This is a genomic window from Cupriavidus sp. IK-TO18, assembly GCF_015549295.1.
GTDB lineage: Bacteria > Pseudomonadota > Gammaproteobacteria > Burkholderiales > Burkholderiaceae > Cupriavidus > Cupriavidus oxalaticus_A.
Genome location: NZ_JADGMP010000018.1, coordinates 135344 through 159205, shown reverse-complemented (window position 1 = coordinate 159205; position 23862 = coordinate 135344). Strand labels below are relative to the sequence as shown.

At 67.5% G+C, this 23862-nt stretch carries 18 protein-coding genes; 11 read left to right on the top strand and 7 right to left on the bottom strand.

Annotated elements, in window-relative coordinates; all coding sequences use genetic code 11:
• Positions 1-1124 precede the first annotated feature (1124 nt).
• From IPF36_RS16130 to IPF36_RS16105, 6 genes are all read right to left on the bottom strand, one after another.
• The gene (locus tag IPF36_RS16130) at positions 1125-3200 is read right to left on the bottom strand and encodes an acetate--CoA ligase family protein (RefSeq protein ID WP_255519799.1); all 2076 of its coding nucleotides are present in this window, start codon (positions 3198-3200) and stop codon (positions 1125-1127) included.
• Positions 3201-3277: 77 nt separating this feature from the next.
• On the bottom strand, positions 3278-3676 hold the full coding sequence (locus IPF36_RS16125) for a Zn-ribbon domain-containing OB-fold protein (RefSeq protein ID WP_133092668.1): 399 nt from the start codon (positions 3674-3676) through the stop codon (positions 3278-3280).
• A gap of 28 nt (positions 3677-3704) precedes the next feature.
• Positions 3705-4871 carry a thiolase domain-containing protein gene (locus tag IPF36_RS16120; RefSeq protein ID WP_195428756.1) on the bottom strand — a complete coding sequence of 389 codons (1167 nt, stop codon included), beginning with the start codon at positions 4869-4871 and terminating at the stop codon, positions 3705-3707.
• A 78-nt stretch (positions 4872-4949) separates the two neighbouring features.
• Positions 4950-5936, bottom strand: a complete 987-nt coding sequence (locus tag IPF36_RS16115) for a tripartite tricarboxylate transporter substrate binding protein (RefSeq protein ID WP_133092666.1) — start codon at positions 5934-5936, stop codon at positions 4950-4952.
• Positions 5937-6051: 115 nt separating this feature from the next.
• Positions 6052-6627 carry a DUF2889 domain-containing protein gene (locus IPF36_RS16110; protein WP_195428754.1) on the bottom strand — a complete coding sequence of 192 codons (576 nt, stop codon included), beginning with the start codon at positions 6625-6627 and terminating at the stop codon, positions 6052-6054.
• 55 nt (positions 6628-6682) lie between these two features.
• Positions 6683-7009, bottom strand: coding sequence for a hypothetical protein (locus tag IPF36_RS16105; RefSeq protein WP_243736748.1), 327 nt, complete (start codon positions 7007-7009; stop codon positions 6683-6685).
• A gap of 463 nt (positions 7010-7472) precedes the next feature.
• On the opposite strand from IPF36_RS16105, the gene IPF36_RS16100 reads away from it, so the two are divergent.
• The 9 genes from IPF36_RS16100 (at position 7473) to IPF36_RS16060 (ending at position 21074) form a co-directional block, all read left to right on the top strand.
• Entirely contained in the window at positions 7473-8495 is a 1023-nt protein-coding gene (locus tag IPF36_RS16100) for a tripartite tricarboxylate transporter substrate binding protein (protein ID WP_133092663.1), read from the top strand.
• A gap of 58 nt (positions 8496-8553) precedes the next feature.
• Positions 8554-10467, top strand: coding sequence for an AMP-binding protein (locus tag IPF36_RS16095; protein WP_133092662.1), 1914 nt, complete (start codon positions 8554-8556; stop codon positions 10465-10467).
• An 83-nt stretch (positions 10468-10550) separates the two neighbouring features.
• Complete coding sequence (locus tag IPF36_RS16090) at positions 10551-14369, top strand: LuxR C-terminal-related transcriptional regulator (protein WP_195428751.1); 3819 nt, start codon at positions 10551-10553, stop codon at positions 14367-14369.
• Positions 14370-14703: 334 nt separating this feature from the next.
• Positions 14704-15615, top strand: coding sequence for an SDR family NAD(P)-dependent oxidoreductase (locus IPF36_RS16085; RefSeq protein WP_195428749.1), 912 nt, complete (start codon positions 14704-14706; stop codon positions 15613-15615).
• Positions 15616-15682: 67 nt separating this feature from the next.
• A complete protein-coding gene (locus IPF36_RS16080; protein ID WP_195428746.1) occupies positions 15683-16882 on the top strand; it encodes an acyl-CoA dehydrogenase in 1200 nt (399 codons plus the stop codon).
• Between the two features lie 14 nt (positions 16883-16896).
• Positions 16897-18063: an acyl-CoA dehydrogenase family protein gene (locus tag IPF36_RS16075; protein WP_195428745.1), complete on the top strand. Its 1167-nt coding sequence runs from the start codon at positions 16897-16899 to the stop codon at positions 18061-18063.
• A complete protein-coding gene (locus IPF36_RS16070; protein WP_133092657.1) occupies positions 18060-18515 on the top strand; it encodes a MaoC family dehydratase in 456 nt (151 codons plus the stop codon). Before IPF36_RS16075 ends, IPF36_RS16070 begins: the two co-directional genes overlap by 4 nt.
• Before the next feature lie 77 nt (positions 18516-18592).
• On the top strand, positions 18593-19600 hold the full coding sequence (locus IPF36_RS16065) for a tripartite tricarboxylate transporter substrate binding protein (RefSeq protein WP_195428744.1): 1008 nt from the start codon (positions 18593-18595) through the stop codon (positions 19598-19600).
• A 49-nt stretch (positions 19601-19649) separates the two neighbouring features.
• Positions 19650-21074 (top strand): aldehyde dehydrogenase family protein, encoded by a 1425-nt coding sequence (locus IPF36_RS16060; RefSeq protein WP_195428743.1) that lies wholly within the window; start codon positions 19650-19652, stop codon positions 21072-21074.
• Positions 21075-21180: 106 nt separating this feature from the next.
• Here IPF36_RS16060 and IPF36_RS16055 read toward each other — a convergent pair whose 3' ends face one another.
• A complete protein-coding gene (locus tag IPF36_RS16055; protein WP_133092654.1) occupies positions 21181-21828 on the bottom strand; it encodes a TetR/AcrR family transcriptional regulator in 648 nt (215 codons plus the stop codon).
• Positions 21829-21957: 129 nt separating this feature from the next.
• Here IPF36_RS16055 and IPF36_RS16050 point away from each other — a divergent pair, with 129 nt between their 5' ends.
• Together IPF36_RS16050 and IPF36_RS16045 are read left to right on the top strand one after the other, a co-directional pair.
• On the top strand, positions 21958-22863 hold the full coding sequence (locus IPF36_RS16050; RefSeq protein WP_195428742.1) for a TauD/TfdA family dioxygenase: 906 nt from the start codon (positions 21958-21960) through the stop codon (positions 22861-22863).
• A 24-nt stretch (positions 22864-22887) separates the two neighbouring features.
• Entirely contained in the window at positions 22888-23859 is a 972-nt protein-coding gene (locus tag IPF36_RS16045; RefSeq protein WP_133092652.1) for a tripartite tricarboxylate transporter substrate binding protein, read from the top strand.
• The last annotated feature ends 3 nt before the right edge of the window (positions 23860-23862 follow it).

Here is a 23862-nt window from a genome sequence, read left to right as displayed (position 1 = left end):
CGATCCACGGGAATCGCTCGTCTCGATCCTCTGGAAACTCAAAGTGGCGAATGCCTTGTCCGGTGTCGCTGTGATGCGGTTGATGAGGTTGGACATCGATCCCTACGAGAGCCTTCCGCCGACGAGGGGATTCGTCGATATCGTTCGGCTGAACGAAGCGCTGGGCTTGCCAACAAAATCGCTGCACATGGCACTCATCGAGGAAACCAATCGGCGACGCTATAGCGAAGTGTTTCGCTACCGCCATTTCTGCATGGTGCGTGGCTACCACTCTCTCTTGCACCAATTAGAGACCGCGAGTCGATGTCCTGCGCATCGTTGCCCCGTGGAGTCGACATGTAGACGGTGCGGACATGAAGCGCCGTATTACCTGAACGTGCAGCTACTCGAGGCACCATACCGTTGTCCGCATTGCCATGCATTCTATGGCCACCGGGGGTGGCTACCCGACCGTCTTCAGCCGATGAGGCCGGACCACCGCAAGGCGTTCGCGCGCTCGTACTTTGAGCATGGCCTCGGATGCAGGAGCCGCGGGTAGAGGTTTCGCGGGTTCGATCTGCATAGCGCGAGCCGCTGCCACAAGGCGGTCAGGTTGACCTGTTTCAGGTCTCCGATCTTGGGTCGCCAAATGGAGATGGCGCAGCATTTTGGGTCCGTGCAGGCGTTCGCATGCCCTCAATTGACACTTCGCGACCAAAAGCCGGTGACGATTTTAGTTCGCGTAGCGTAAGTCATTGATTCTTATGATGGTACGTCCGGTTGCGGCACCGTTGTCATGCGGATTGACGACATTACTTCGGGGTCGGTGACGACTTTCCTTTGTTCTACGTCTGGCGGCGTCACACCGCCCTGAACACCGACATGCGCCCACCACTGGGGCGGCCTCTCCCCCGCCCGGCTTACGCCACACTGAGGCGTGCGAAACGTGCCCTACGTGTACGGAGCAGCTGCAGCGCGACTCCCGACACATACTTCTTCGGCGCGGGCCAACGCGCGAGCGACAGCTTGAAATGCGATCCATCGGAGGGTAGTGAACAAGTACTAGAGGCGACGCTGAACAGCAGCAGGAATATGCCGGACGAGGAAAAGGGAGTGAGCCGGCAAGCCGGCCCATCCCGCATGGATCAGACGGCGTCCGCGTTGATTTCGATGACCGCGTCAGCGGCGTACGCGCCTTCACCCAGCGGCATGGCAAACACCGGGTTCAGGTCGATCGACTGGAGGCGGTGCCCCGCCGCCACGGCGAATGCCGACAGCCGCGACAGCGTACGCGCCAGCGCGGGGATATCCGCCACCGGCCGGCCGCGCGCGCCCAGCAGCAACGGTGCGCCCTTGATCGAACGGATCATGGTCTCGGCCACGTCCTCGCCGAACGGGCAACGGTGGAATACCACGTCCTTGAGCACCTCGACGAACACGCCGCCCAGGCCGAACATGGCGATCGGGCCAAAGACTGGGTCGCGGTTGATACCCATGATGCATTCCACACCGCCACTCAACTGCCTGGCCACCAGCACGCCTTCGATGCGCGCATCGGGCGCGGCCTTGCCGGCACGCTCCATCAGCGTGGCGAAGCCGCTGCGGACCGCCGTCTCGTCGCGCACGTCCAGCAGCACGCCGCCGATTTCCGACTTATGCAGGATGTCCGGCGACAGGATCTTCAGCACCACCGGGTAGCCGATCCCGCGCGCGGCTAGCACCGCCGTTTCCACCGAACTGCAGGCGCGCTCCGGTGCGCTGGGAATGCCGGCTTCGGCCAGCAGCGCCTTGCTCTGCGCTTCGCTCGGCGTCTGCGCCGGCAGCGTGACCGCGCCGAACTGCGGCGCCCCGGCCAGCGGCAGCATGGCGAAGGCGCGGCCGAAGCGGCCCATGGCGGCAATGGCGGCCACGGCCCGGCTCGGGTCCTCGAAGACGCTGAAGCCTTCGGCCTCGTAGCTGCGGATCACTTCGCGCGGGCCACGCAGCACCAGCACATAGAGCCGGTCCGGATAGGCGGCACGCATGGCCGCCAGCTGCTCGCGCAGCACGGGCGCCACCTCGGCGGTGGTGCCGGCGTAGCTGAAGAAGCCCAGCACGGAGCGATAGCCGCCTTCGGTCAGCATCATCTCCATGAACGGCTTCACCAGCGTCGGGTCGTTGATGAACTGCGCGGTGGTGTCGACTGGATTGCGCGGCGCGCAGATCGGCAGCATCTTGAGCATCCGTGCCTGGGCCGACGTGGGCATCTCGGGCATCGGCACGCCGTATTCCTCGGCCGCGTCGGAGACGATCACGCCCGCGCCGCCACTGACGGTGATCACGCCGAGCGTGTTGTCGGCCGGGAACACGCCGCGCGTGGCCAGGCGCACCACGTCGACCATGGCTTCGGTGGTGTAGGCGCGCACCACGCCGAGTTCTTCCAGCACGGCGTCGACGACCGCGTCGTTGCCGGCGATCGACGCGGTGTGCGACTGCGCCGCCGCGCCGCCCACCTCGCTGCGGCCGACCTTCATCATCACCACCGGCTTGCGCGCGGCGCGCGCGGCCTTCAGCGCTTCGACGAGCCTGTCGCCGTCGTTGATGCCTTCGGAGTAGAGGGCGATCACGTCGGTGTTTGGATCGTCCACCATCAGCCTGACGATCTCGCCGAGCGTCAGGTCGGCCTCGTTGCCGGTCATGACGATGTTCGACAGCCCGACGTCGGAATCCACCAGGGTGGACACCAGGTGGCTGCCGTACGCACCGGACTGGCTGACCACGCCGACGCGGCCGGCGCTCACATTGTCAATGCCCGCCAGCGACGAAAAGCTGCCGACAAAGCCGGTGTGCAGGTTCACCAGGCCAAGCGAGTTCGGGCCCAGCAGGCGCATGCCGGTGCGCCGCGCGGTGGCCACCAGTTCGGCCTGCAAGGCGACGCCGGCTCCGCCCACTTCCGCGAAGCCTGCGCTGAACAGGATGGCGCCGGGAACGCCGCGTTCGCCCAGCGCCTTCACCACGTCCAGCACCTGGCTGGAGGGGACGGCCACAATGGCGACGTCGGGCACTTCCGGCAAGGCGTCGACCGAAGGCCAGGCCTGCAGGCCCTGCACTTCACGGCGATTCGGGTTGACCGGCAGGATGCGGCCTGCGTAGCCAAGCCGGCGCATGGAGGCGATCGGCCGGCCGCCGATGCGCGCGGGGTCGTCCGAGGCGCCGATGATGGCGACCGAACGCGGATTCAACAGTCTTTCCAGGGATGCAGTCGTGTTCATGGATCAGGCTTGCATTGGGTGGATGGCGGGGCGCGCGCGGCCCGGCTTCAGGCGAGCGTGAAGGTCGGCAGCGGTGCGCCGCCGTCAGAGGGCGAGAAGCGCAGCTGCACCTTTTGGCCGATGCGTACCGAATCGAGATCGCAATCGACGATCTGCGTCATCATGGTGACGCCTTCGTCCAGCGTGACGTAGGCCATGCAGAAGGGCGTCGGGCCGGCGCGCCGCGTGACGCTGTACGAGTAGATCGTGCCGCGGCCGCTGGACTGCTTCCAGTGGGTCGTGCCCAGGCAGAACGGGCACAGCGTGCGCGGGTACCAGTGCGGCTTGCCGCAGCTGTCGCAGTGCCGCACCAGCAGGCGGCCTTCGCGCGCGGCGGCCCAGAACTCGGTGTTGTCGGGGTGTTCGGCGGGCGCTTTGAAAGGGGTAGGGGTGTAGGGGGTCGTCATGGCTGAGCTCGATGCCTGCTGTCAGGCGTTATTCGCGTTCCAGGATGAGGGTGGCGCTGCCGTGGCGGCTGCCGAGCAGGCCGCCGGTGCCCTGTGCCAGGGCCAGTCCGCAGTTCCTGACCTGCACCGCGGGATGGGCTTCGCCGCGCAGCTGGCGCACGGCCTCGATCACCTTGGTGATGCCGCCGCGGTTGGCCGGGTGGTTGTTGCACAGGCCGCCGCCGTCCGTGTTGAAGGGCAGCTTGCCCACGCCGGAGATCAGGTTGCCGTCGGCCACGAACTTGCCGCCTTCGCCCTTCTTGCAGAAGCCCAGGTCTTCCAGCTGCATCAGCACGGTGATGGTGAAGCTGTCGTAGATCGACGCGTACTGGATGTCGGCGGGCGTGATGCCGGCTTCGGCAAAGGCTGCCGCGCCGGATACCTTAGCGGCGGACCAGGCGAGGTCGACCTCGCCGCCCAGTTGCCCCTTCACATGCTCGCCGGCGCCAAGGATCCTGACCTTCGGGCGGTTCAGCTTCGCGGCGATTTCCGGCCGTGCCACGATCAGCGCGCCGCCGCCGTCGGACACCACGCAGCAGTCCAGCTTGTGCAGCGGGTCCGAGATCATCGGCGAGTTCAGCACGTCTTCCACGGTCACCACGTCGCGCAGCATCGCGTGCGGGTTGTGTTGCGCGTGGTGCGAGGCGGCCACCTTGATCCAGGCCAGCTGCCCGGGCGTGGTGCCGTACTCGTGCATATGGCGCATGGCCACCATGGCGTACGAGTTGACGGTCAGCGGACTGTAGGGGGCCTCGAAGGGCAGGTCAGGCAGGTCGGCGCCCCAGTTGCGGGCCTTGGTGCCGCTGGAGCCTTCGGAGCGCGGCCGGCCCGCCAGCGTGATCAGCGCGACGTTGCACTTGCCCATGGCGATCGCCTGCGCGGCATGCGACACATGCGCCAGGTAGGAGGAGCCGCCGGTTTCCGTGGAGTCGACGTGGCGGACCTTCAGGCCGAGGTAGTCGACCATGTTCAGCACGCCCAGGCCCGGCGCGTCGCCCGCGCAGAAATAGCCGTCGACGTCCGCCAGCGTCAGGCCGGCGTCTTCCAGTGCGCCTTTCGCGCATTCGGCATGCAGCTGGGCGACGGTCTTGTCCGGTGCCTTGCGGGTCGGGTGCTCATAGGCGCCGACGATATAGGCCTTGCCTTTGATGCTCATCTTGGTTTCCTGTTGGTCAGTGACGGGGAGGGCAGGCACCGCCTGCCCGGGATGCAATCGGGTGGGCGTCTGCTCCGCTTATTCCGGTTCGATGCCGGCCAGCGTGATCAGCCGCTTCCACATCTGCTGGTCGGCGACGATGGTCTTGCGCAGTTCGGCGCCGCCGGCGGGATAAGGCATGCTGCCGCGCGCGCCGTAGTGCGCCGTGGCATCCGGCGAATTCACGAACTCGAGCGTGGCCTGCGCAAGCTTGTCGACGATGGCCGGCGGGGTGCCTGCCGGCGCGAACAGGCCGGTCCAGCTGCTGATCGCCGCCGCAGGCATGCCTGCCTCGGCCATGGTCGGGACGTCCTTGAGCTGCGGCATGCGCGCGCCCGCCGTGACCGCCAGCGCGCGCAGCTTGCCCGACTGCACATGAGGCACGGCGGCCGATACCTCGACGACGCCGTAGTCCACCACCCCGCTCATCAGGTCGGGCAGCAGCGTGCTCATGGCCTTGTAGGGGACGCTCACCGTCTGGATCTTCGCGGCATCGTTGAAGGCGGTGATGATGGTGCGGTAGCCCGTGCTCGACGTGCCGAAATTGAGCGCGCCCGGCCTGGCCCTGGCCGCGGCGACCAGGTCCGCGACGGTGCGGTACGGCGACGTGCCCGGCACCACCAGCGCGACCGGGATCACCGACATGCGGGCGATCGGCACGAAGTCCTTCAGCGGGTCATAAGGCAGGCGCTTGAACAGGAACGGGTTGGCCGCCATGGCGCCGGACGCGGAAAGCAGCAGGGTGTAGCCGTCGGGCGCAGCCTTGGCGACATAGTCGCTGGCCAGGATCATGTTGGCGCCGGGCCTGTTCTCGACCACGAAGCTCTGCCCCAGCTTCTGCCCGAGGTGTTTGGCCAGCAGGCGCGTGTAGTCGTCGGCGCCCGTGCCGGCACTGGTGATCGATACGATGCGCACGGGGCGCTCCGGGTAGGTCTGCGCGGCGGCCGGCAATGCCAGCGCCGGCAGGCAGAGCAGGGCCAGCAACGCACGCAAGGGCCCGCGGGCCCGTTCTGCAAAACAGCTCATGTCTCCTCCGTGGTGATCGTCTTGCCGGCTGCGAGCAGGGCGTGCCGGACAGGTGGTCGCGCGGTATGCGCGCGAAGCGGTGCCGGCAGCCGTGCTGCGCTGCCGGCGCCGGCATTCAGGCGACCGGCGCATCAGGCGCGCGCCGGTGCAAGGGCCACAGCAGCTTTGCCGCCTCGCCGTCCTCGTGGTAGGTATGGCAACTGCCGATCAGCACGGGCTTCGGCATGAGCCCCGTGCCTTCGCCGGGCCAGCGGCCATTGCGCTCGCGGCGGCCGATTGCCATGACGGTCTGCATGGCGGTGGTGGCCAGCGGGCCGAGCAGTTCCGTCAGATGCGTGCAGCCGCGCACGCCACCGATGATCGCTTTTGCCTGCTGGCGGAATCCGCCACGGATCTGCAGCCCCTTCAGGCCGGCGTAAGCGGATTCGATGGCAGTGCAGTGCCCGGTCGGGCCGGTTTCGATCAGCGCCTTCACGTCATGGATGACCAGGGACCGGTCCACCGTCACCACGATGCGCATGTGGTGGATGGCGCCACCCGGCAACACCTGCTTGAACAGCAGATCGGTACCGGTGGGACTGATGTCCCGCATCTCGGCCTCGATATCGACCAGGCCGTCGCTGCGTTCGTAGCCATGGCAGGTCACCTGGCGGGTGTGAATGGCGGTGCGTTCAGTCGTATTCGGGGTCATGAGCGGGCTCCATGCCATGGCTGCGCACGGCAGCCGGCCGCAAGTCGATCGGTAGTCAGTTCCAGGTCAGCACGGCAGCGCGCGGCCGCCTGCCGGCGTGCATGCGCCGGTGGGCAGCCCAGAACAGCACCCGCAAGGGAAACCCGAGGCCACCACTCATGGCTTGCCGGCAGTGTTCCGCCTGCAATTCCACCGGCACGCCCAGTTCTGCCGCCGACGCGTAGCAAAGGATGCGCGTGCGCTCGTCGCCGCGGCACATGCGGTCGCTGAGCATGGCGTGCAGCGCGACCTCGTAGGACGACTCATCGGCGCATCCCGCGGCTTGCCTGGCACTGCGCTGCAGATGGCGGCTGAACTGGCGGACCTCCTGGAGCAGATCCATGAGCCGCTCCATGGGCGCGACCGCCTGCGGCGGCTGGTTGGATGCGGATGGTCGGTGAGGGGCCTGGGATGACGCCGTAGGCGTCCGGTATGGGTGGCACTGCATCAGCTTGTCTCCGGGGCAGCCGGTTTCGTTTGAACAGGGCTGCGGGTTCTGCAGGCAAGTGTCACGCGCCGGCCCGGGAATCGCCCCACTCGACCAAGGGGGGCAGGCGGGTCGTAAGAGCCATGTAGCTTCATAAGCCCGGTTATCCGCGTGACAGGGGGTGGCGCAACGGGCGGATCGAGCCCGATGTGCACCATATCCCTCATTGCTACGAAATCTGGTAGGTAATTACGAAATAGCGTAGTATAGATTCATACGACATTGCGATAAGTTCTACGGCATATCGTAGAGAACAAAAGTTGCGAAAGACGAACGTGACAATCCGCCGGGGCATCCGGCACGACAGGAGACAGTGGCAATGCAGAGACAGCTCGTGAAGCGGGGCTTGGACTGGTGTGTGAAGGCGCTGGCACCACGATGGGCGGCAGTACTGGGCCTGGCGGCCCTGACGTTGGCCGCGCCGGCTGCGCTGGCGGAGGCAGGCTACCCCGCCAAGCCAGTCACGCTGGTGGTGCCGGGACCACCCGGAGGCATCACCGATCAGCTCGGACGCCTGATTGCGGCCCGGATGACGAGCGGCGCCGGTATCCGCGTCATCGTCGACAACCGTCCCGGCGCGGGCGGCAACCTGGCGACAGACCTCGTCGCGCGCGCCGATCCCGACGGCTATACGGTGCTCATGGGAACGCAGGGGACCATGGCGAGCAACCAGTTCCTGTACAAGTCGCTGCGCTTTGATCCGGCAAAGGATTTCGTCGCGGCACAAGGGCTGGTTTCCATCCCCAATGTGCTGGTGGTGAACAGCCGCCTGCCGTACCAGTCGGTCAAGGACCTGGTGGCGTTCGCGAAGGCGAATCCGGGCAAGCTGACCGTATCTTCCGCGGGCAATGGCACCGGCACGCACCTCGCCGCGGAACTGTTCCAGGCGCAGTCGGGCGTCAGGCTGGTGCATATCCCGTACAAGGGCAGCGCGCCGTCGATCAATGACCTGCTTGCAGGGCAGGTCGACATGACGTTCGACTATCCCGTCTCCACGCTGGCGCAGATCCAGGCCGGCAAGCTGCGCGCGCTCGCTGTGACCGGCACCACGCGACTGCCCGCGTTGCCCCAGGTGCCCACCATCGCCGAGGCCGGCTACGCCGGCGCGGAATCCACGTCGTGGATCGGCTTGTTTTTCCCGGCGCGCACGTCGGCCGCCATCGTGACCCGGTGGCAGGCCGATATCGGCCGGATCCTGCAGGATCCGGCGGTCATCGACGCCATCCAGAAGATGGGCGGCGTGCCATTGCCCTTGTCCGGTCAGAAGTTCGGCAGCTTCGTGCAGGCCGAGCGCAGCAAGTGGAAGGACACCATCCAACGCTCGGGCGCCACCATCGACTGACCAGGATCGCCCCCGGCGCAGACCGCTGGCCGGGAACAAGCAGAGGAGATTGAAGACAATGTTGCACCATTCCGCCCACGTTCCGGGATCCAAGCCTCCGACATCTGGCCAGCCCGGTGCGTCGCCCAGGTATCGCGACGCTGCGCTGCGCACGGCGAAAGCCATCCATGAAGCGCGCGCCGACGGCACGCTGCTGCTGCGCGCCGGCATTGCGCCGGTGCCCGCGCCGCACCTGGGTTTCAGCGGCTTCGTCGAAGGCTGGGCACGGCAGCGTGCCACGCAAGTCGCGCTGGCGCAGCGTGACAGCGCCGGCGATTGGCGCACGGTGACCTGGGAGGACTTCCACCGGCAGATGCTGGCGGTGGCGGCCGGATTGCTGGAAATGGGCCTGTCGCGCGGGCGTCCGCTGATGATCCTGTCCGGCAACTCGATCGAGCATGCACTGCTGGCGGCGGCGGCCGAATACGTGGGCATCCCGTGTGCCGCGACATCAGCGGCGTATTCCCTGCAGAGCAAGGATTTCGCCCGGCTGAAGGATATCCACGGCCTGCTGGCGCCAGCCGCGGCATTCGTGCAGTCGGCAACCGCCTTTGCCCGCGCGCTGGAGGCACTGGCCATGCCGGCGCAGGCGGTCATCGCCGTCGAAGGTGCAGCGGATGGCCAGATGCCGTGGGCATCGCTGCTGACCACGGCGCTGACCCCGCAACGCCTGGCGCAGGTCGAGGCGGCGCACGCCGCCGTCCGCGCCGAGCATACCGCGCGCATCTTCTTTACCTCCGGGTCCACGGGCGTGCCCAAGGGCGTGGAGATTTCCTATGCCAGCATCCAGGCCCTGATCGGCCAGTTTCTCTTTGCCCATGCCGACCCGGTGTACCAGGGGGCGGTGGTGCTGGACTGGCTGCCGTGGAGCCACGTGTTTGGCGGCGTCGGCAACGTGGGGCGAGCCTTCGTGCTGGGCGCTTCCTACTACATCGACGACGGCCGTCCGGTTGCCGGGCAGTTTGCGCGCACGCTGCAGAACCTGCGCGAGGTATCGCCCACGATGTTCGCCACCGTGCCCGCGGCGTGGGCCATGCTGGTGACCGAACTGGAGCGCGACGAGGCGCTGGCCCGCGCGTTCTTTGCGCGGCTGATGTTCGTCAGCTTCGGCGGCGCGAGCCTGCCGGCCGATGTCTACGCGCGCTTCCAGCGCCTGGCCGAGCACACCGTCGGCGAACGCATCCTGTTCACGAGCGGCTTCGGCTCGACCGAAACCACCGCCATGGGCCTGAACTTCAGCCGTCCGGCCGAAGAGACCGGCAACCTGGGCATGCCGGCACCCGGCGTGGAGATCAAGCTGGTGCCGCTGGACGGCGGCGACGGCCGCTATGAGATCCGCATGCGCGGCCGCAACCTGTTCGCGGGCTACCTCGGCCGTCCGGACCTGACTGCCAGTGCCTTTGACGAAGAGGGCTTCTACTGCATGGGCGATGCCGTGCGCCTGGCCGAGCCCGATGCGCCCGCCGAAGGCCTGCGCTATGCCGGCCGGTGTGTCGAGGATTTCAAGCTGATCAGCGGCACCTGGGTGCGAACCGGTGCCGTACGCGTGGGCTTGCTCGAACAATGCGCGCCGCTGCTGACCGATGCCGTGATCTGCGGCCATGACCGCGATTTCGTGGCCGCGCTGGCGTGGCCCAACGTGGTGGCCTGCCAGGCACTGGCGCCCGAACTGGCCGGTCTGGGCGCCGAGGCGCTGGTGTCGCATCCGGTGGTGGTGCAGGCCTTGGCGCAAAAGCTGCGCAGCGGCGGCGGGGCCAGCGCCAGCCAGCAGGTGCGCCGGGTGCTGCTGATGGCGGAGCCGCCGTCGATCGATGCCAACGAAATGGCTGACAAGGGCTACATCAACCAGGCCACCACGCGCGAGCGCCGCAAGTCACTGATTGAAACGCTGTACCAGGATCCGGCGGCCGACGCCGTCGCTTCGCTGGGCTGATCTGTCGTACGGGCGGCGCGGATGCCCGTGCCGCCATTGCATTGTTGTGGCGTCCCGCCACCGCCAATCCGCAGAGGCTGTCTATGCGTGTTGCACCCCCAATCCACCTGACCGAACAGGAACGTGCCGAACTCGAGGCACTGACCCAGGCGACCGATGCGCCGGCACGGCTGGCGCAGCGTGCGCGCATCATCCTGCTCGCCGCCGAAGGCGAACAGAACAAGACCATCGCGCCGCTGCTGGGCATTGGCCGCGCGCAGGTGGCGCGCTGGCGCGAACGCTATGCGTTGTCGGGCCTGGGCGGCATCCTGCAGGACTTGCCGCGCGGAGCGCCGCCGGTGAAGGTCGACGTGGCGCGCCTGGCCTTGCTGACCAGTTGCGACGGCACGGAGACGCCGCGCAACTGGAGCACACGCAGCCTCGCCGCCGAACTCGGGGTGAGCGCGGCCAGCGTTTCGCGCCACTGGCGTGCGGCCGGACTGAGGCCCGGCGCCAGCCGCCACGTGCGTGGCACGCCGGCGGCGAATCCTGCCGCCGGCGCGGTGGATATCGCGGCGCTGTACGCGTCCCCGCCCGTGCATGCGCTCGCGCTTTCCATCGAGGATCCGGCCGAGGCCGACGCATACGCGCTGCCGCCGGACAACGCCGCCTGCAACATGCGTACACTGCCGGCCCACCAGCGCAGCCTGGCTGCCTCGCTGATGACCGCACTGACGATGCTCGAAGCCGGCGTGGCCGGCACCGCGTCCGGCCATGTCCGCCATGAAGCCTGGCTGGCCTTCCTGCAAGACGTGGAGGCGGCCGCGCCGCCGGGAAGGCGGATGCGGGTGCTTGCCGTCAGCCACGCCTGCCACGATCACGCGGAAGTACAGCAGTGGCTGCAGCAGCATCCGCGTTTCCGTGTGCAACTGGCCCCCTGTCCCGCGGCATGGCTGCGCATGGTCCAGCGTTTCCTGCGCGATGCGCAGGCGCAGCGGCGAAACGGATTTCCCGCCGGCATCCCCGAACTGCTGGCGGAAATCGAAGCCGCCACCCGGGCGGGCGCGAATGTGCCCTACAGGTGGATCCGTGCCGCGACGGACGCGTGGCGCAGGCCGGCCGCTACGGAAGTCTCCAGCGATCCCGAGGGGACAGCGGGTGGCGAACCAGGGCTGGTCCCGCCGGTTCGCGCCGAAGACGAGCCGGCAAGGGGTGCGCGGGAACCGTGGCCAATGGCCTGCACCAAGGTGCTGCCCCCGCGCGGCGCACGTCAGCTCATGCCGCGCGAAGCGCTGATGAACCGCCTGCTGGAGGCGCGCCGGCAGCGCTGCGTGGTGATCCTGGGACAGGCAGGCAGCGGCAAGACCAGCACCCTGATGGCCTGGCGCAAGGAAATCCTGCCGTTGGGCTATGACGTCTGCTGGCTGTCGCTGGCGCTCGAAGACAATGAACCGTCGCGTTTCATTGACTGCCTGCTGGCCAGCATCGGCGAAGCCGATCCTGCCGCCGCCCGGGAAGCCGCGGGAGCGGTCGGGGCCGACTGCGGCGACGCCGCAATCGAACTGTGGGTGATCACGCTGGTACAGGCGCTGGCCCGGCGCCGGCGCGAACTGGTGCTGATGATCGATGACCTGCACCATATCGCCGACCCGCGCATCCTGCAGGCCCTGCAATGGCTGCTGGATTACGCACCGCCGCACCTGCACCTGGCGTTCAGCTCGCGCAGCGCGCTGGAACTCTCGATGGAGCGGCTGCGCCTGCAGGGGACCCTGGTCGAATTCGACATGCACGACCTGCGCTTCACGCCGGAGGAGTCGGAACGCTTCCTGCGCGAGCAGCTCGGCGCGATCGAGCGCGACGATGCCGTCGCCCTGCATACGCTGACCGATGGGTGGGTAGCCGGCCTGCAGCACTTCGCCATCGACCTGCGTACCAGGCAGGCCGGCAAGACTCCGCTGACGCGCGTGCGCGATGCGCGCGGATTAGCCAGCTACTTCGAGCGCGAGGTTCTCGTGCGCCTGGCACCGGACGATCTGGAGATGCTGGTCAGCATGTCAATCTGCCAGCGCTTTTGCGCACCGCTTTGCGCGGACGTGCTGGGCAGGCCGATGGCGATTTCACACATCAAGTCCCGCCTGGGCAAGATGGTGGCTGACCACCTCTTCATCGCGCCGGCGGGCAGCCACGACCACGAAACGTGGTATCGCGTCCACCCCTTGCTGCGCGAGGTGCTGCTTGCCCGCCTGGCAGAGCGCGGCGAGACCGGACAGCTCGCCTTGCATACGGCGGCGTGGCGCTGGTATGAGAGTCGCGGCCATGTTGACGAGGCCGTTTTCCATGCCGTGAGGGCCGGTGACGTCAATGCCGCGGCGGGAATGGTCGAAAGCTGCGCGCAGGCGCTGCTGTCGCGCGGCGAGCTGCACCGGGTGGCCGGGCTGATGCGCCTGCTGCCGGCGCAGCAGGTGGAGCAGCGCTTCGGCCTGCATATCGTCAACGCCTATATGCATCTCTACTCGCGCGATTTCGACCAGCTGCAGCGCAGCCTGGACCAGATGGAGTCGCAGCAGGACAGGCTGGACGAGTGCGAGCGCTACAACCTTTGCCTGCTGCGCGCCGGCCTCGCCCTGCAACTGGACAATACCGATGCCGCCGCAGCCATGCTGCCGCGCCTGTGGGACGTGCCGGCAGGCGTCGACGACTTTGCATGGCATGCACGCGGCAACGTGCTGTCATGGATGCTCACCGCGCGCGGCGAGTATGACCTGGCCCGCCGCATGCTCGAGGAGGCAGAGCTGCGCACCGGCGCGCCGCGCAGCGGGCAGCTTGGCCGCTGCATCCATGCCATCAGCCTGGCGCGGGAAGGCAAGATCAAGCAGGCCAGCAAGATCGTGCGCGAGGTGATGGAGGAAGCGGAGCGCCATGGCGCCGCCTACGTAGGCCTGGCCTGCATGGCTGCCGGCCTGCTGGCCGACACGCTCTACGAGTTGAACGAGACGGAGGCCGCGTGCCAGCTGCTCGAGCCGCGCATCGACGTGCTGGAGCGCGTCTCGCTGCCGGATATCGTGCTGCGCGCTTGCCTGGTGCTGTCCGGTTCGCACTGGCTGGCGGGCCGCCGTGCGCAGGCGCTGGGCTGCCTCGACCGCCTGGAAGCGTATGCGGTGCGCTACGGCCTGGACCGGCTGCTTGCCGAGGCCCTGGTCTTGCGCCTGCGCCGCCATTTGCAGCATGGAGAGATGGAACGGGCCAATGTCGTGCTGGAATGCGTCCAGGGCCTGGCGGAGCGCTATGCGGGCGCCGGCCCCGAAAGAGCGGGCCAGATCGCGCGGGCCGCGGCGCGTGCCGGCGTCGACATGGCCTTGCACACCAAGGACTATGCCAACGCCATCGAGCGTATCCAGCCGCTGCTTGCGGGCAGCGGCCAGGAGCTCGGCGGGGTCGGCCTGCGGCTGCAACTGGCCGTTGCGCGCCTGGGGCTCGGCGAGCACCAGGCAGCGAACCAGGACTTCCTGCATTCTGTCCGGGAAGGCCATCGGCTCGGGCTGACGCGGACGTTGCTCGATACGCTCGAGGGGGCGCCGGACGCGCTGGCGACGCTGGGGCGCGACTCGGTGCCGGATCTGGTGCTGGCCTTTTACGTCAAGCGCCTGCAGGACGCACAGGGCAGTATCGCGCCGCGGCAGCGTCTGCCGCACGCCGGTGTGGTCCCCGGGCCGATGGCGACACTGAGCGATCGCGAGCGCGAGATCCTGGTGCTGCTGGCGCAGGCGATGTCGAACAAGAAGATCGCCAAGGTACTCAACGTCTCGGCCGAGACGGTCAAGTGGCACCTGAAGAATATCTACGCCAAGCTTGGCGTTGGCGGACGGGGCGGGGCGGCCGCGCGCCTGCGCGACCTGGGCGGCGCCACGCCCGTACAGGCCTGACGCCAGGCCCCTTATTGTCGTTGTGCCGGCCGTTCCCTCGCACGTGGTGGTACGCCCGGACATCTTTCGGGCGGGGGGCTTTCCAGCATATGTCCCATCCGTCCCCCTTCCATAAGCTCCGTTCCGGACCGCCCCCCGGGTTGGGGAGTGCCCGTCCGGATGCCGCCCGCAATCATGGTTACCCAGGCAGCATCGTCGACAGCCCTGTCATGTTCCGTCCAATCCGGCACCTCGATCACCGGTTGGCCGGCTACATGCAGCGGCACCTTGCGGTACGCCGCGGCACACGGTGCTGATTGCTTGATTCAACCGATTCATTCAGGAGTACGAAACCATGAGCTTGCTCGAAGGGAAAGTCATCATCGTGACCGGCGCTGGTGCCGGGGTTGGCAAGGGCATCGCCCAGGAAGCGGCGCGCCAGGGCGCGCGCGTGATCGTCAATGACCTGGGCGTCAATATCGACGGCTCCGGCGGCAATGCCGGCCCGGCCCAGCAGACCGTCGACGAGATCAAGGCGGCAGGCGGTGAAGCGGCGGCCAATACCGACAGCGTGGCCGACTGGGGCGCCGCGCAGAAGATCGTGCAGCAGGCGCTGGACCTGTACGGCCGTGTCGACGGCGTGGTCAACAACGCCGGCAACCTGCGCGACATCATCTTCCACAAGATGAGCGAGGACGACTTCGATGCCGTGATCCGCGTGCACCTGAAGGGCAGCTGGAATGTCTCGCGCGCCGTCGCGCCGCACTTCAAGGCCCAGGAAAGCGGGGCGTTCGTGCACATGACCTCGACCGCCGGCCTGATCGGCAACTTCGGCCAGGCCAACTACTCGGCGGCCAAGCTCGGCGTTGTCGGCCTGTCGAAGTCCATCGCCGTCGATATGCAGAAGTTCAACGTGCGCTCGAACTGCATCGCGCCGTTCGCCTTCACGCGCATGGTCGGCAGCATTCCGACCAACACGCCGGAAGCGGCCGAACGCATGAAGATCAACATGCGGCTGGAGGCCGGCAAGATCGCGCCGTTCACGCTCGCGCTGCTGACCGACCAGGCCAGGCAGGTCACCGGCCAGATCTTCGGCGTGCGCAACAACGAGATTTACCTGTTCTCGCAGCCACGCCCGATCCGCACGGCCCACAACAGCGAAGGCTGGACCGTCGAGTCCTGCATCGAGCGCGCCATCCCGATGTTCCAGGACTCCTTCTACAAGCTGGACCTGTCGCGCGACGTGTTCGGCTGGGACCCGGTCTGACCGGCTGACGCCGACGCGGCAGCGGGCGCCCCGGGGCGCCCGCTGCCAGCGTCCGAGGAGACAAAGCATGGATTTTCAACGTGACATGGGCCTGGAGGCCTTCCGCGAGCAGGTGCGCGCCTTTCTGCGCGAGCACCTGCCGGCCGACCTGGGCGGACGTATCCGCATCGGCACGCGCTCGCCCAGGTCGGAGCTTATCCGCTGGCAGAACATCCTGAACGAGAAGGGCTGGGGTGCGCCCTACTGGCCGAAGGAGCACGGCGGGACCGGCTGGAGCGTGATGCAGCGGCTGGTGTTCGACGAGGAATGCACGGCAATCGGCGCGCCTTCGCAGGATACCGGCGCGCAGAAGCTGCTTGGCCCCGTGCTGAACGCATTCGGGTCGCCGGAGCAGAAGGCCGAACACCTGCCGCATATCTTCAGCGGCGAGCGCCAGTGGTGCCAGGGCTTCTCGGAACCGGGCTCCGGCTCGGACCTGGCCTCGCTGCGCACCAGTGCCACGCGCGACGGCGACCACTACGTGGTCAACGGCCAGAAGATCTGGACCAGCTATGCCCACCGCGCCGACTGGATCTTCCTGCTGGTGCGCACCGACACCGAGGTGAAGAAGCAGGCAGGCATCAGCTTCCTGCTGGTGGACATGAAAACGCCGGGTATCACGGTTCGGCCCATCGTCACCATCGACGGCTGCCATCACCTGAACGAAACCTTCTTCGACAACGTGCGCGTACCGGTGAAGAACCTGGTTGGCGCCGAGGGCGAAGGCTGGAAGATCACCAAGTTCCTGCTCAACAACGAGCATGCGACAGCTGCCGACCTGCCGATGCTGCGCCGCTACCTGGCGCAGATCCATGCGCTGGCGACGCGCCGCTGCGAGCACGGCAGCGTGCTGCTGGAACGGCACGAATTTGCGCTGCAACTCGCGCGCTTCGAGGCGGAGCTTGCCGCGATCGCCACGCTGGTGCAGCGCGTGGCGGCGATGGAGGAAGACCACAGCCCCGCGGCGCATGCCATGGGCTCCATCCTGAAGATCCGCGGCACCGAATTGCTGCAGAAGATGAGCAGCTTCCTGGTGGAGACCCTCGGGGACTACGGTGCGGTGGCATACCCCACGCCGCAGGACGGCGATGCGGCTGCACCGCTTCCCATGCAGGGTGTGGCACGCGGCATCACCAACGAGATGTTCTTCCGCCGTGCCTCGACCATCTATGGCGGGACCAGCGAGGTGCAGCGCACCATCATCGCCAAGTCAATGTTCCAACTCTGAAGCACGGACCGATCATGAATTTCAACCTGACTGACGAACAGCGCCTGCTTCAGGACAGCGTGCGCCGCTTCGTCGACAAAGACTACGATTTCGAATCCCGCACCGCGCGGATCAAGTCCGGCGAGCCCTGCAACGCCAGGCACTGGGCCATGTTCGCCGAGAACGGCTGGCTGGCCGCGGCGCTGCCGGAGCCGGCCGGCGGCCTCGGTGGTTCCATCATCGACACGGTGCTGATTGCGACCGAACTGGGCCGCGGCCTGGTAGTCGAGCCGTATCTCGGCAGCGGCGTGCTGGCCGCGCAGACGCTGCTGGCGGCAGCCAATCCCGCGCAGCTGGAAATGCTGATGCCCGCGCTCGCGGACGGGTCGCGCCGGATTGCGCTGGCCTACAGCGAAGCGCAGTCGCGCGGCCTGCCTGAACCCGTGACGACGCGCGCGGAGCCGGCGCCCGGCGGCTACATCCTGCACGGCACCAAGACGCTGGTGCTGGGCGGCTGCGACGCCGATGCCTTCATTGTCTCCGCCATGCTGCCCGGCAAGGCTGACGAGGCTGCGCTGTGCAGCCTGTTCCTGGTGCCGGCGGACACGGCGGGCGTGCGGCGTACCGCGCTGCCGCTACACGACGGCAGCTGGGCGGCGGAAGTCACCCTGGACCAGGCCTTTGTCCCCGCCGACGCCTTGCTTGGCGACGCCGGCAAGGGACAGGCCGCATTGCGCCACGGGCTCACGCACGGCATCACGGCACTGTGCGCCGAACTGATCGGCGGCATGGAAAAGACCATCGAGATCACGTCCGACTATCTCAAGGTGCGCAAGCAGTTCGGCGTTCCCATCGGCAGCTTCCAGGCCCTGCAGCACCGCATGGCCGACATGGCCGCCGAGCTGGAGGTGGCGCGCTCGATGCTGTTTGCGCTGCTGGCGTCGATCGAGAACGACAGTGAAGCGGACCTGGCCCGCACGGTATCGCAGGCCAAGACGCTGATCGGCCGCGCTGCCCGCTATGTGTGCGGGCAGGGCATCCAGCTCCACGGCGGCATCGGCATGACGGAGGAGTACACGGTGGGCCACTACTTCAAGCGTGCCGTGGTGGCCGACGCGCTGTTCGGCAACGCCGACCTGCATGAGGCCTGCAACGCCCGCGCGTTGCAGGCGTCCCTGAACGGAAAGGAAACGCAAGCATGAAGATCTACGAAAACATCAGCGACCTGCAGCCGCTGGTCGGCGAAGTCATCGGCACCAGCGACTGGCTGACGGTGGAGCAGGACCGCATCAACCTGTTTGCCGACGCGACCGGCGACCACCAGTGGATCCACGTGGATCCCGTGCGTGCCAAGGACGGCCCGTTCGGTGCGCCGATCGCGCACGGCTTCCTGACGCTGAGCCTGTTGCCGGCGTTTTCCCATACCGCCTACAAGGTGAAGAACAGCAGCACCGGCGTGAACTACGGCCTGGACAAGGTGCGCTTTCCCGCGCCGGTGCCGGTGGGCAGCCTGGTGCGGGCGCATTTCAAGCTGGTGGCCTTCGACGCGCTGGACAACGGTGGCGGGCAGCTTAAGCTGGAAATGACCGTCGAGCGGCAGGGGGGCAGCAAGCCGGTCTGCGTCGCGGAATCGATCATCCGGCGCTTCCCGTAAGCCGACGCCCGGCAGCCGCCGGACTACATAAGACAAGCTGCCCGAACCAGGGCAGGACAGAGAAGGAGGAGACATTTATGCACGAGGCCCTTTCCCCGCGGCGCCGCCGTTTGCTGGCCGCCGCGGCCATCGGCGCACTGGCCACGGTTCTGCCGGCGGGAGCGCAGGCACAGAACTACCCGGAACGCGTGATCAAGATCGTGTCCGTTGCCAGCCCGGGCACCGGCATCGACGACTACACCCGGTTGCTGGCGAAGTTCCTCGCGCAGAAGCTCGGGCAAAGCGTGGTGGTGGAGAACCGGCCCGGCGCCAATATGATCATCGCCAGCGACTATGTCGCCAAGTCCGCGCCGGACGGCTACACGCTGCTGCTGACCGCCTCCAGCGCGATGTCGGCGAATCCCTACCTCTTCAGGCAGTTGCCGTACAACCCGGCCAAGGACTTCGTTCCGGTGGCGCGCATGTCCTCGCTGCCGGTCGCGCTGGTGGTGTCGGCGAGTTCTCCCTACAAGTCGGTGTCGGATCTCGTCAACGCCGCGCGCGCCCGGCCGGGCAAGCTCAATGGCGCCAGCAGCAGCACCGGCTATCGCCTGATGGCCGCCGCGTTCACCGAGGCAGCAGGCATCAAGACCATGGACGTGCCCTACAAGGCGACCGCGACACTGCTGCCGGACCTGATCGGCGGCAACGTGGACTTCACCATAGTCGAGTTTACGGCGGCAATGCCGCTGATCCAGTCGAACAAGCTGCGTGCGCTCGCCGTGCTGAGCCCGAAGCGGGTCTCGCTGATGCCCGATGTACCAACGTTGTCCGAAGTCGGCATGCAGAACAACACGGTGGTGGAAGCCGTATCGCGCATCAACTGGAGCGGCCTGTTTGCCCCGGCGGGCACGCCGAAGCCGATCGTCGAGAAGGTTGCGAAGCTGGCGCTTGAGTTTGTCAATTCGCCCGAGGCGATGGCGCACTACGCCAGCCGCGGCAGCCAGCCGAACCCGGGAACCGGGCCGGAGCTCGGCAAGGCCGTGGTGGTCGACCAGCAGACCTGGAAGCGGCTGATCACCGCGGCCGGACTGCAGCCGGAGTGATGGCCACCGGCCTCTCCGATCCATTCCATATCGATGAACAGGAAGTGACATGCAGCTAGTCGATGCGTTCTATATCCAGGGCGAATGGGTCCCGTCCGCAGGCGGTACGCAGGCGGACATTGTCTGCCCGGCGACCGAGGCCGTGATCGGCAGGGTGTCGATGGGCGGGGCCGCCGACGTGGCGCGCGCGGTGGCGGCGGCACGCGCCGCCTTGCCGGATTGGTCGCAGTCCGGGCGCGAAGCGCGGCTCGCGTTGCTTGGCCGCATTGTCGATCGCTACCAGGCGCGCAGCGCCGATCTTGCCCGCGCACTCAGCACGGAAATGGGAGCGCCGGCATGGCTGGCGCACCAGTACCAGGTGCCGGCTGGCCTGGCGCACCTGCATGCGACCATAGCGGCGCTCAAGGACTTCGCTTTCGTTACCCGCCGCGGCACCACCGAGATCGTGCGCGAGCCGGTCGGGGTGGTCGCCCTGATCACGCCGTGGAACTGGCCGCTCAACCAGATCGTCGCCAAGGTGGCGCCGGCGCTCGCGGCCGGTTGCGCCACGGTGCTGAAGCCGTCGGAGATCGCGCCGCTGAGCGCGCGCATCTTTGCCGAGATCCTGCACGAGGCCGGTACACCCCCGGGTGTCTTCAATCTGGTCTATGGCGATGGCCAGCAGGTCGGCCGGGCGCTGGCGGCGCATCCGGACGTGGCCATGGTGTCGATCACCGGGTCCACCCGGGCCGGCATCGACGTGGCTGTCCACGCGGCACCGACCGTGAAGCGCGTCACGCAGGAACTCGGCGGCAAGTCGCCGAACCTGATTCTCGACGATGCCGACCTGGCGGCGGCGGTCCAGGCCGGAGTCATCAGCTGCATGATGAACTCCGGGCAGACCTGCGTGGCGCCCACGCGCATGCTGGTGCCGCGCAGCCAGTACGAGCAGGCCGTGACCATCGCGGCGGCCACGGCCAACGCGCTCCAGGTCGGCCATCCGGCGTCGCCGGACAGCAAGCTGGGGCCGATCTCCAACCGGCGCCAGTATGAGCACGTGCAGGCCATGATCGGGCGCGGTGTCGCCGAAGGCGCGCGCCTGGTGGCGGGCGGGCCGGGACGGCCGGCGGGGCTGGACCGCGGCTTCTATGCGCGCCCGACGGTCTTTGCCGACGTCAGCAACGACATGGGCATTGCCCGCGAGGAAATCTTCGGGCCGGTGCTGGTGGTGATTCCCTACGACACCGAAGAGGAGGGGATCTCGATCGCCAACGATACCGCGTACGGGCTGGCCGCGCACGTATGGTCGGGCGACGCCGCGCGTGCCCGCCGCGTCGCGGGGCGGCTGCACGCCGGCATGGTGCAGATCAACGGTGCCCGGCCGGACTATACGGCACCGTTCGGCGGCTACAAGCAGTCGGGCAACGGGCGGGAATTCGGGGAGTACGGGCTGGTCGAGTTCCTGGAAGCCAAATCGGTGACGGGGTGCGTCTAGGCGGCCGGTGAGCCAATGAGGTGTTTCGGGTGGTTTGCCCGAGCACCTCTGCCTTCGTCGCGGATCACCGCCATGCGGGGCATCTGCCGCACTCTCTGCGCAACGCTCAGGCGCGCAGATAGGCGCAGAAGGCCCGCGCCAGTTCGTCGTCGAATTCCCGGCTCGCCAGCCGCAGCGGTCCCGGGTTGTTGAGCATGGCGTTGATGATGCTGCCGAAGGCGAACTGGAAGGCAATACGGATGCGCCGTTCCAGCAGCGCCGGGTCACCTTCGCCGTGCAGCCGCATGAGTACTGGCGTCGCCGCTTCAATGAATTCGTGCCGCCCCTCCTTGAAGCGTGGCCAGGCGCTGCCGTGTGCTTCGAGCAGCGTCGCGCGCAGCACGCCCTGATTTCGCAGCACGATGCGCCGCAGCTCCGCCAGCAGCGCGTGGACCCCTGTTTCCAGAGTCCAGTTCCCTTCCTCCTTCAGCGCCGCCAGCCGCGCTTGCATCGACAGATGCGAGTCCTGTTCCGCCGTTGCCTGCAGTGCGCGGAAGAACGCCTCCTTGCTGTCGAACCGGCCGTAGAACGCGCCCGTGGTGACGCAGGCTGCGGCACACACCTCCTGAATGGTCACGCTGTCGATGCCGCGCAGGCACAGCAGGTCGCGTCCGGCCCGCAGCAGCGCGTCTGTGGTCAGCCCCGCACGGCTGTAGCGCGGGGGGATGAAGCCGGGCTGCCCTTCCAGTGCGGACAGGGGCTTGCGTCTTGTCATGATCTTTTCCGCGCTTGAAATGGGTTCTTAAGTCTCGTCGTGGTTTTCCCGGCCCACCCGCGCTGCCGCTTGCATCGGGCGATGGGGTCATCCAAAAATGTAATACCGATTATAAATTGGAGACAAGCCATGAGTACGGTCCACGCTGCAGAAGCCCCCAAATCCGCCCCCGCAGTCGTTCACGCCTCGGTCCTGCAATCATCGTTCACGGTCAGCCGCATCTCGCCCGCACTCGGGGCCGAGATCGGCAATATCGACCTGACGGCGCCGCTTGATGACGGGACCATCGGGGCCCTGCGCAGCGCGCTGGTGGAGCACAAGGTACTGGTGTTCCGCGAACAGGACATTACGCCGGCGCAGCATGTCGGGCTGGCGCGCCGCTTCGGGGAACTGGAGGTCCATCCCACCTTCCCGCACCACCAGGAGTTTCCGGAGCTCGTCCTGCTCGGCGGCGACGACAAGCGCCCCGCCATGGAGAACGGGTACCACAGCGACGTATCGTGGCGCGAGATTCCGTCGATGGCGTCGATGCTGCGTTGCGTCGAATGTCCCGCGATAGGCGGCGATACGGTCTGGGTCAACATGGCGCTGGCCTATGAGCGGCTGCCGGAGCACCGCAAGCAGCAGATCGAGGGGCTGTTCGCCGTGCACGACATCCGCCCCGCCTTCGGCGACAAGATGACCCCGGAGCAGCATCGGCAGTTCCCGCCCGCCACGCATCCGGTGGTACGGACCCACCCCGAGAGCGGCGAGAAGATTCTCTACATCAATTCCGCCTTCGCGACCCACTTCGCCAATTTCCGGGCGCGCAATCCGGTACGCGGCGCGTTCGAGTCCCAGTCCGAAAAGCAGGACCTGCTCGACTATCTCTTCCGCCAGCCGGCCATCCTCGAGTACCAGATGCGGCTGCGCTGGCGTCCCAACACCATCGCGTTCTGGGACAACCGCTCGACCCAGCACTACGCGATCCAGGATTACTTCCCGGCCGTGCGGCGCATGATGCGCGCGACCATCATCGGCGACCGTCCGCTCTGAACCGAACGATAAAAGGAGGCAGTCATGAAATGGAAGGCACTCCTCGGCGCCGTCGCGCTGGCTGTCAGCGCGGCCGCACAGGCCGATTCATATCCGAGCCGGCCGATCACCTTTGTCGTGCCGGCCGCGGCGGGCGGCGCCGTGGATTCCATTGCGCGCGCGCTGGCCGAAGTCGTGGGCAGGCAGATGGGCCAGCCCGTCATCGTCGACAACAAGCCCGGCGCCGGGGGCATGCTCGGCACGCAGTACGTCGCCCGCGCCGCGCCCGATGGCTACACGGTGCTGGTGACCGCATCCGGACCGGTCCTCACGGCCCCCTTCATGTACGCGAAGGTGCCGTATGACGTGAGGCGCGACCTGACCTTCGTCTCGCAGATCTGCACCGGGCAACTCGTGCTCGCGGTCAATCCGCAGAAGGTGCCGGCGAAGACGGTGAAGGAGTTCATGGCCTGGGCGCAGCAGCACAAGGGCAGCGTGACCTACGGCTCGTATGGCGTGGGATCGGCGGCGCACCTGATGGGCTCGTACTTCAGTGAATCGAACCGCCTCGACATGACGCATGTCGCGTACAAGGGAGAGTCGCCGATGGTCCAGGACCTGATCGGCGGCCAGCTGGACTGGGCGATCGGTACGGTGGGCGTGATGGCACCGCACATCCAGAACGGGCGCCTGCGGCCCCTGGCGGTGCTGGGCGACCGCCGGCCGGCGGAACTGCCGAACGTGCCGACCATGTCCGAGTCCGGCTTCCCGCAGCCGGAGTACAGGCCGGTTGGCTGGGCCGCGATGCTCGCGCCTGCGAACGTGCCGCCCGCGGTGCTGGCCCGGCTTGAGCAGGAGGTGCGCGCCGCCGTGCAAACCACGTCGATGAAGGCGCGCTTCCAGATCTTCGGCATGTACGCGCTCGGCACCAGCGCCGCCGAGTTCCGGCGCGACTTCGATGCCACGGTGCCCGTGACGGAACGCCTGATCCGGGCGTCCGGCGCGAGAATCGACTGAAGC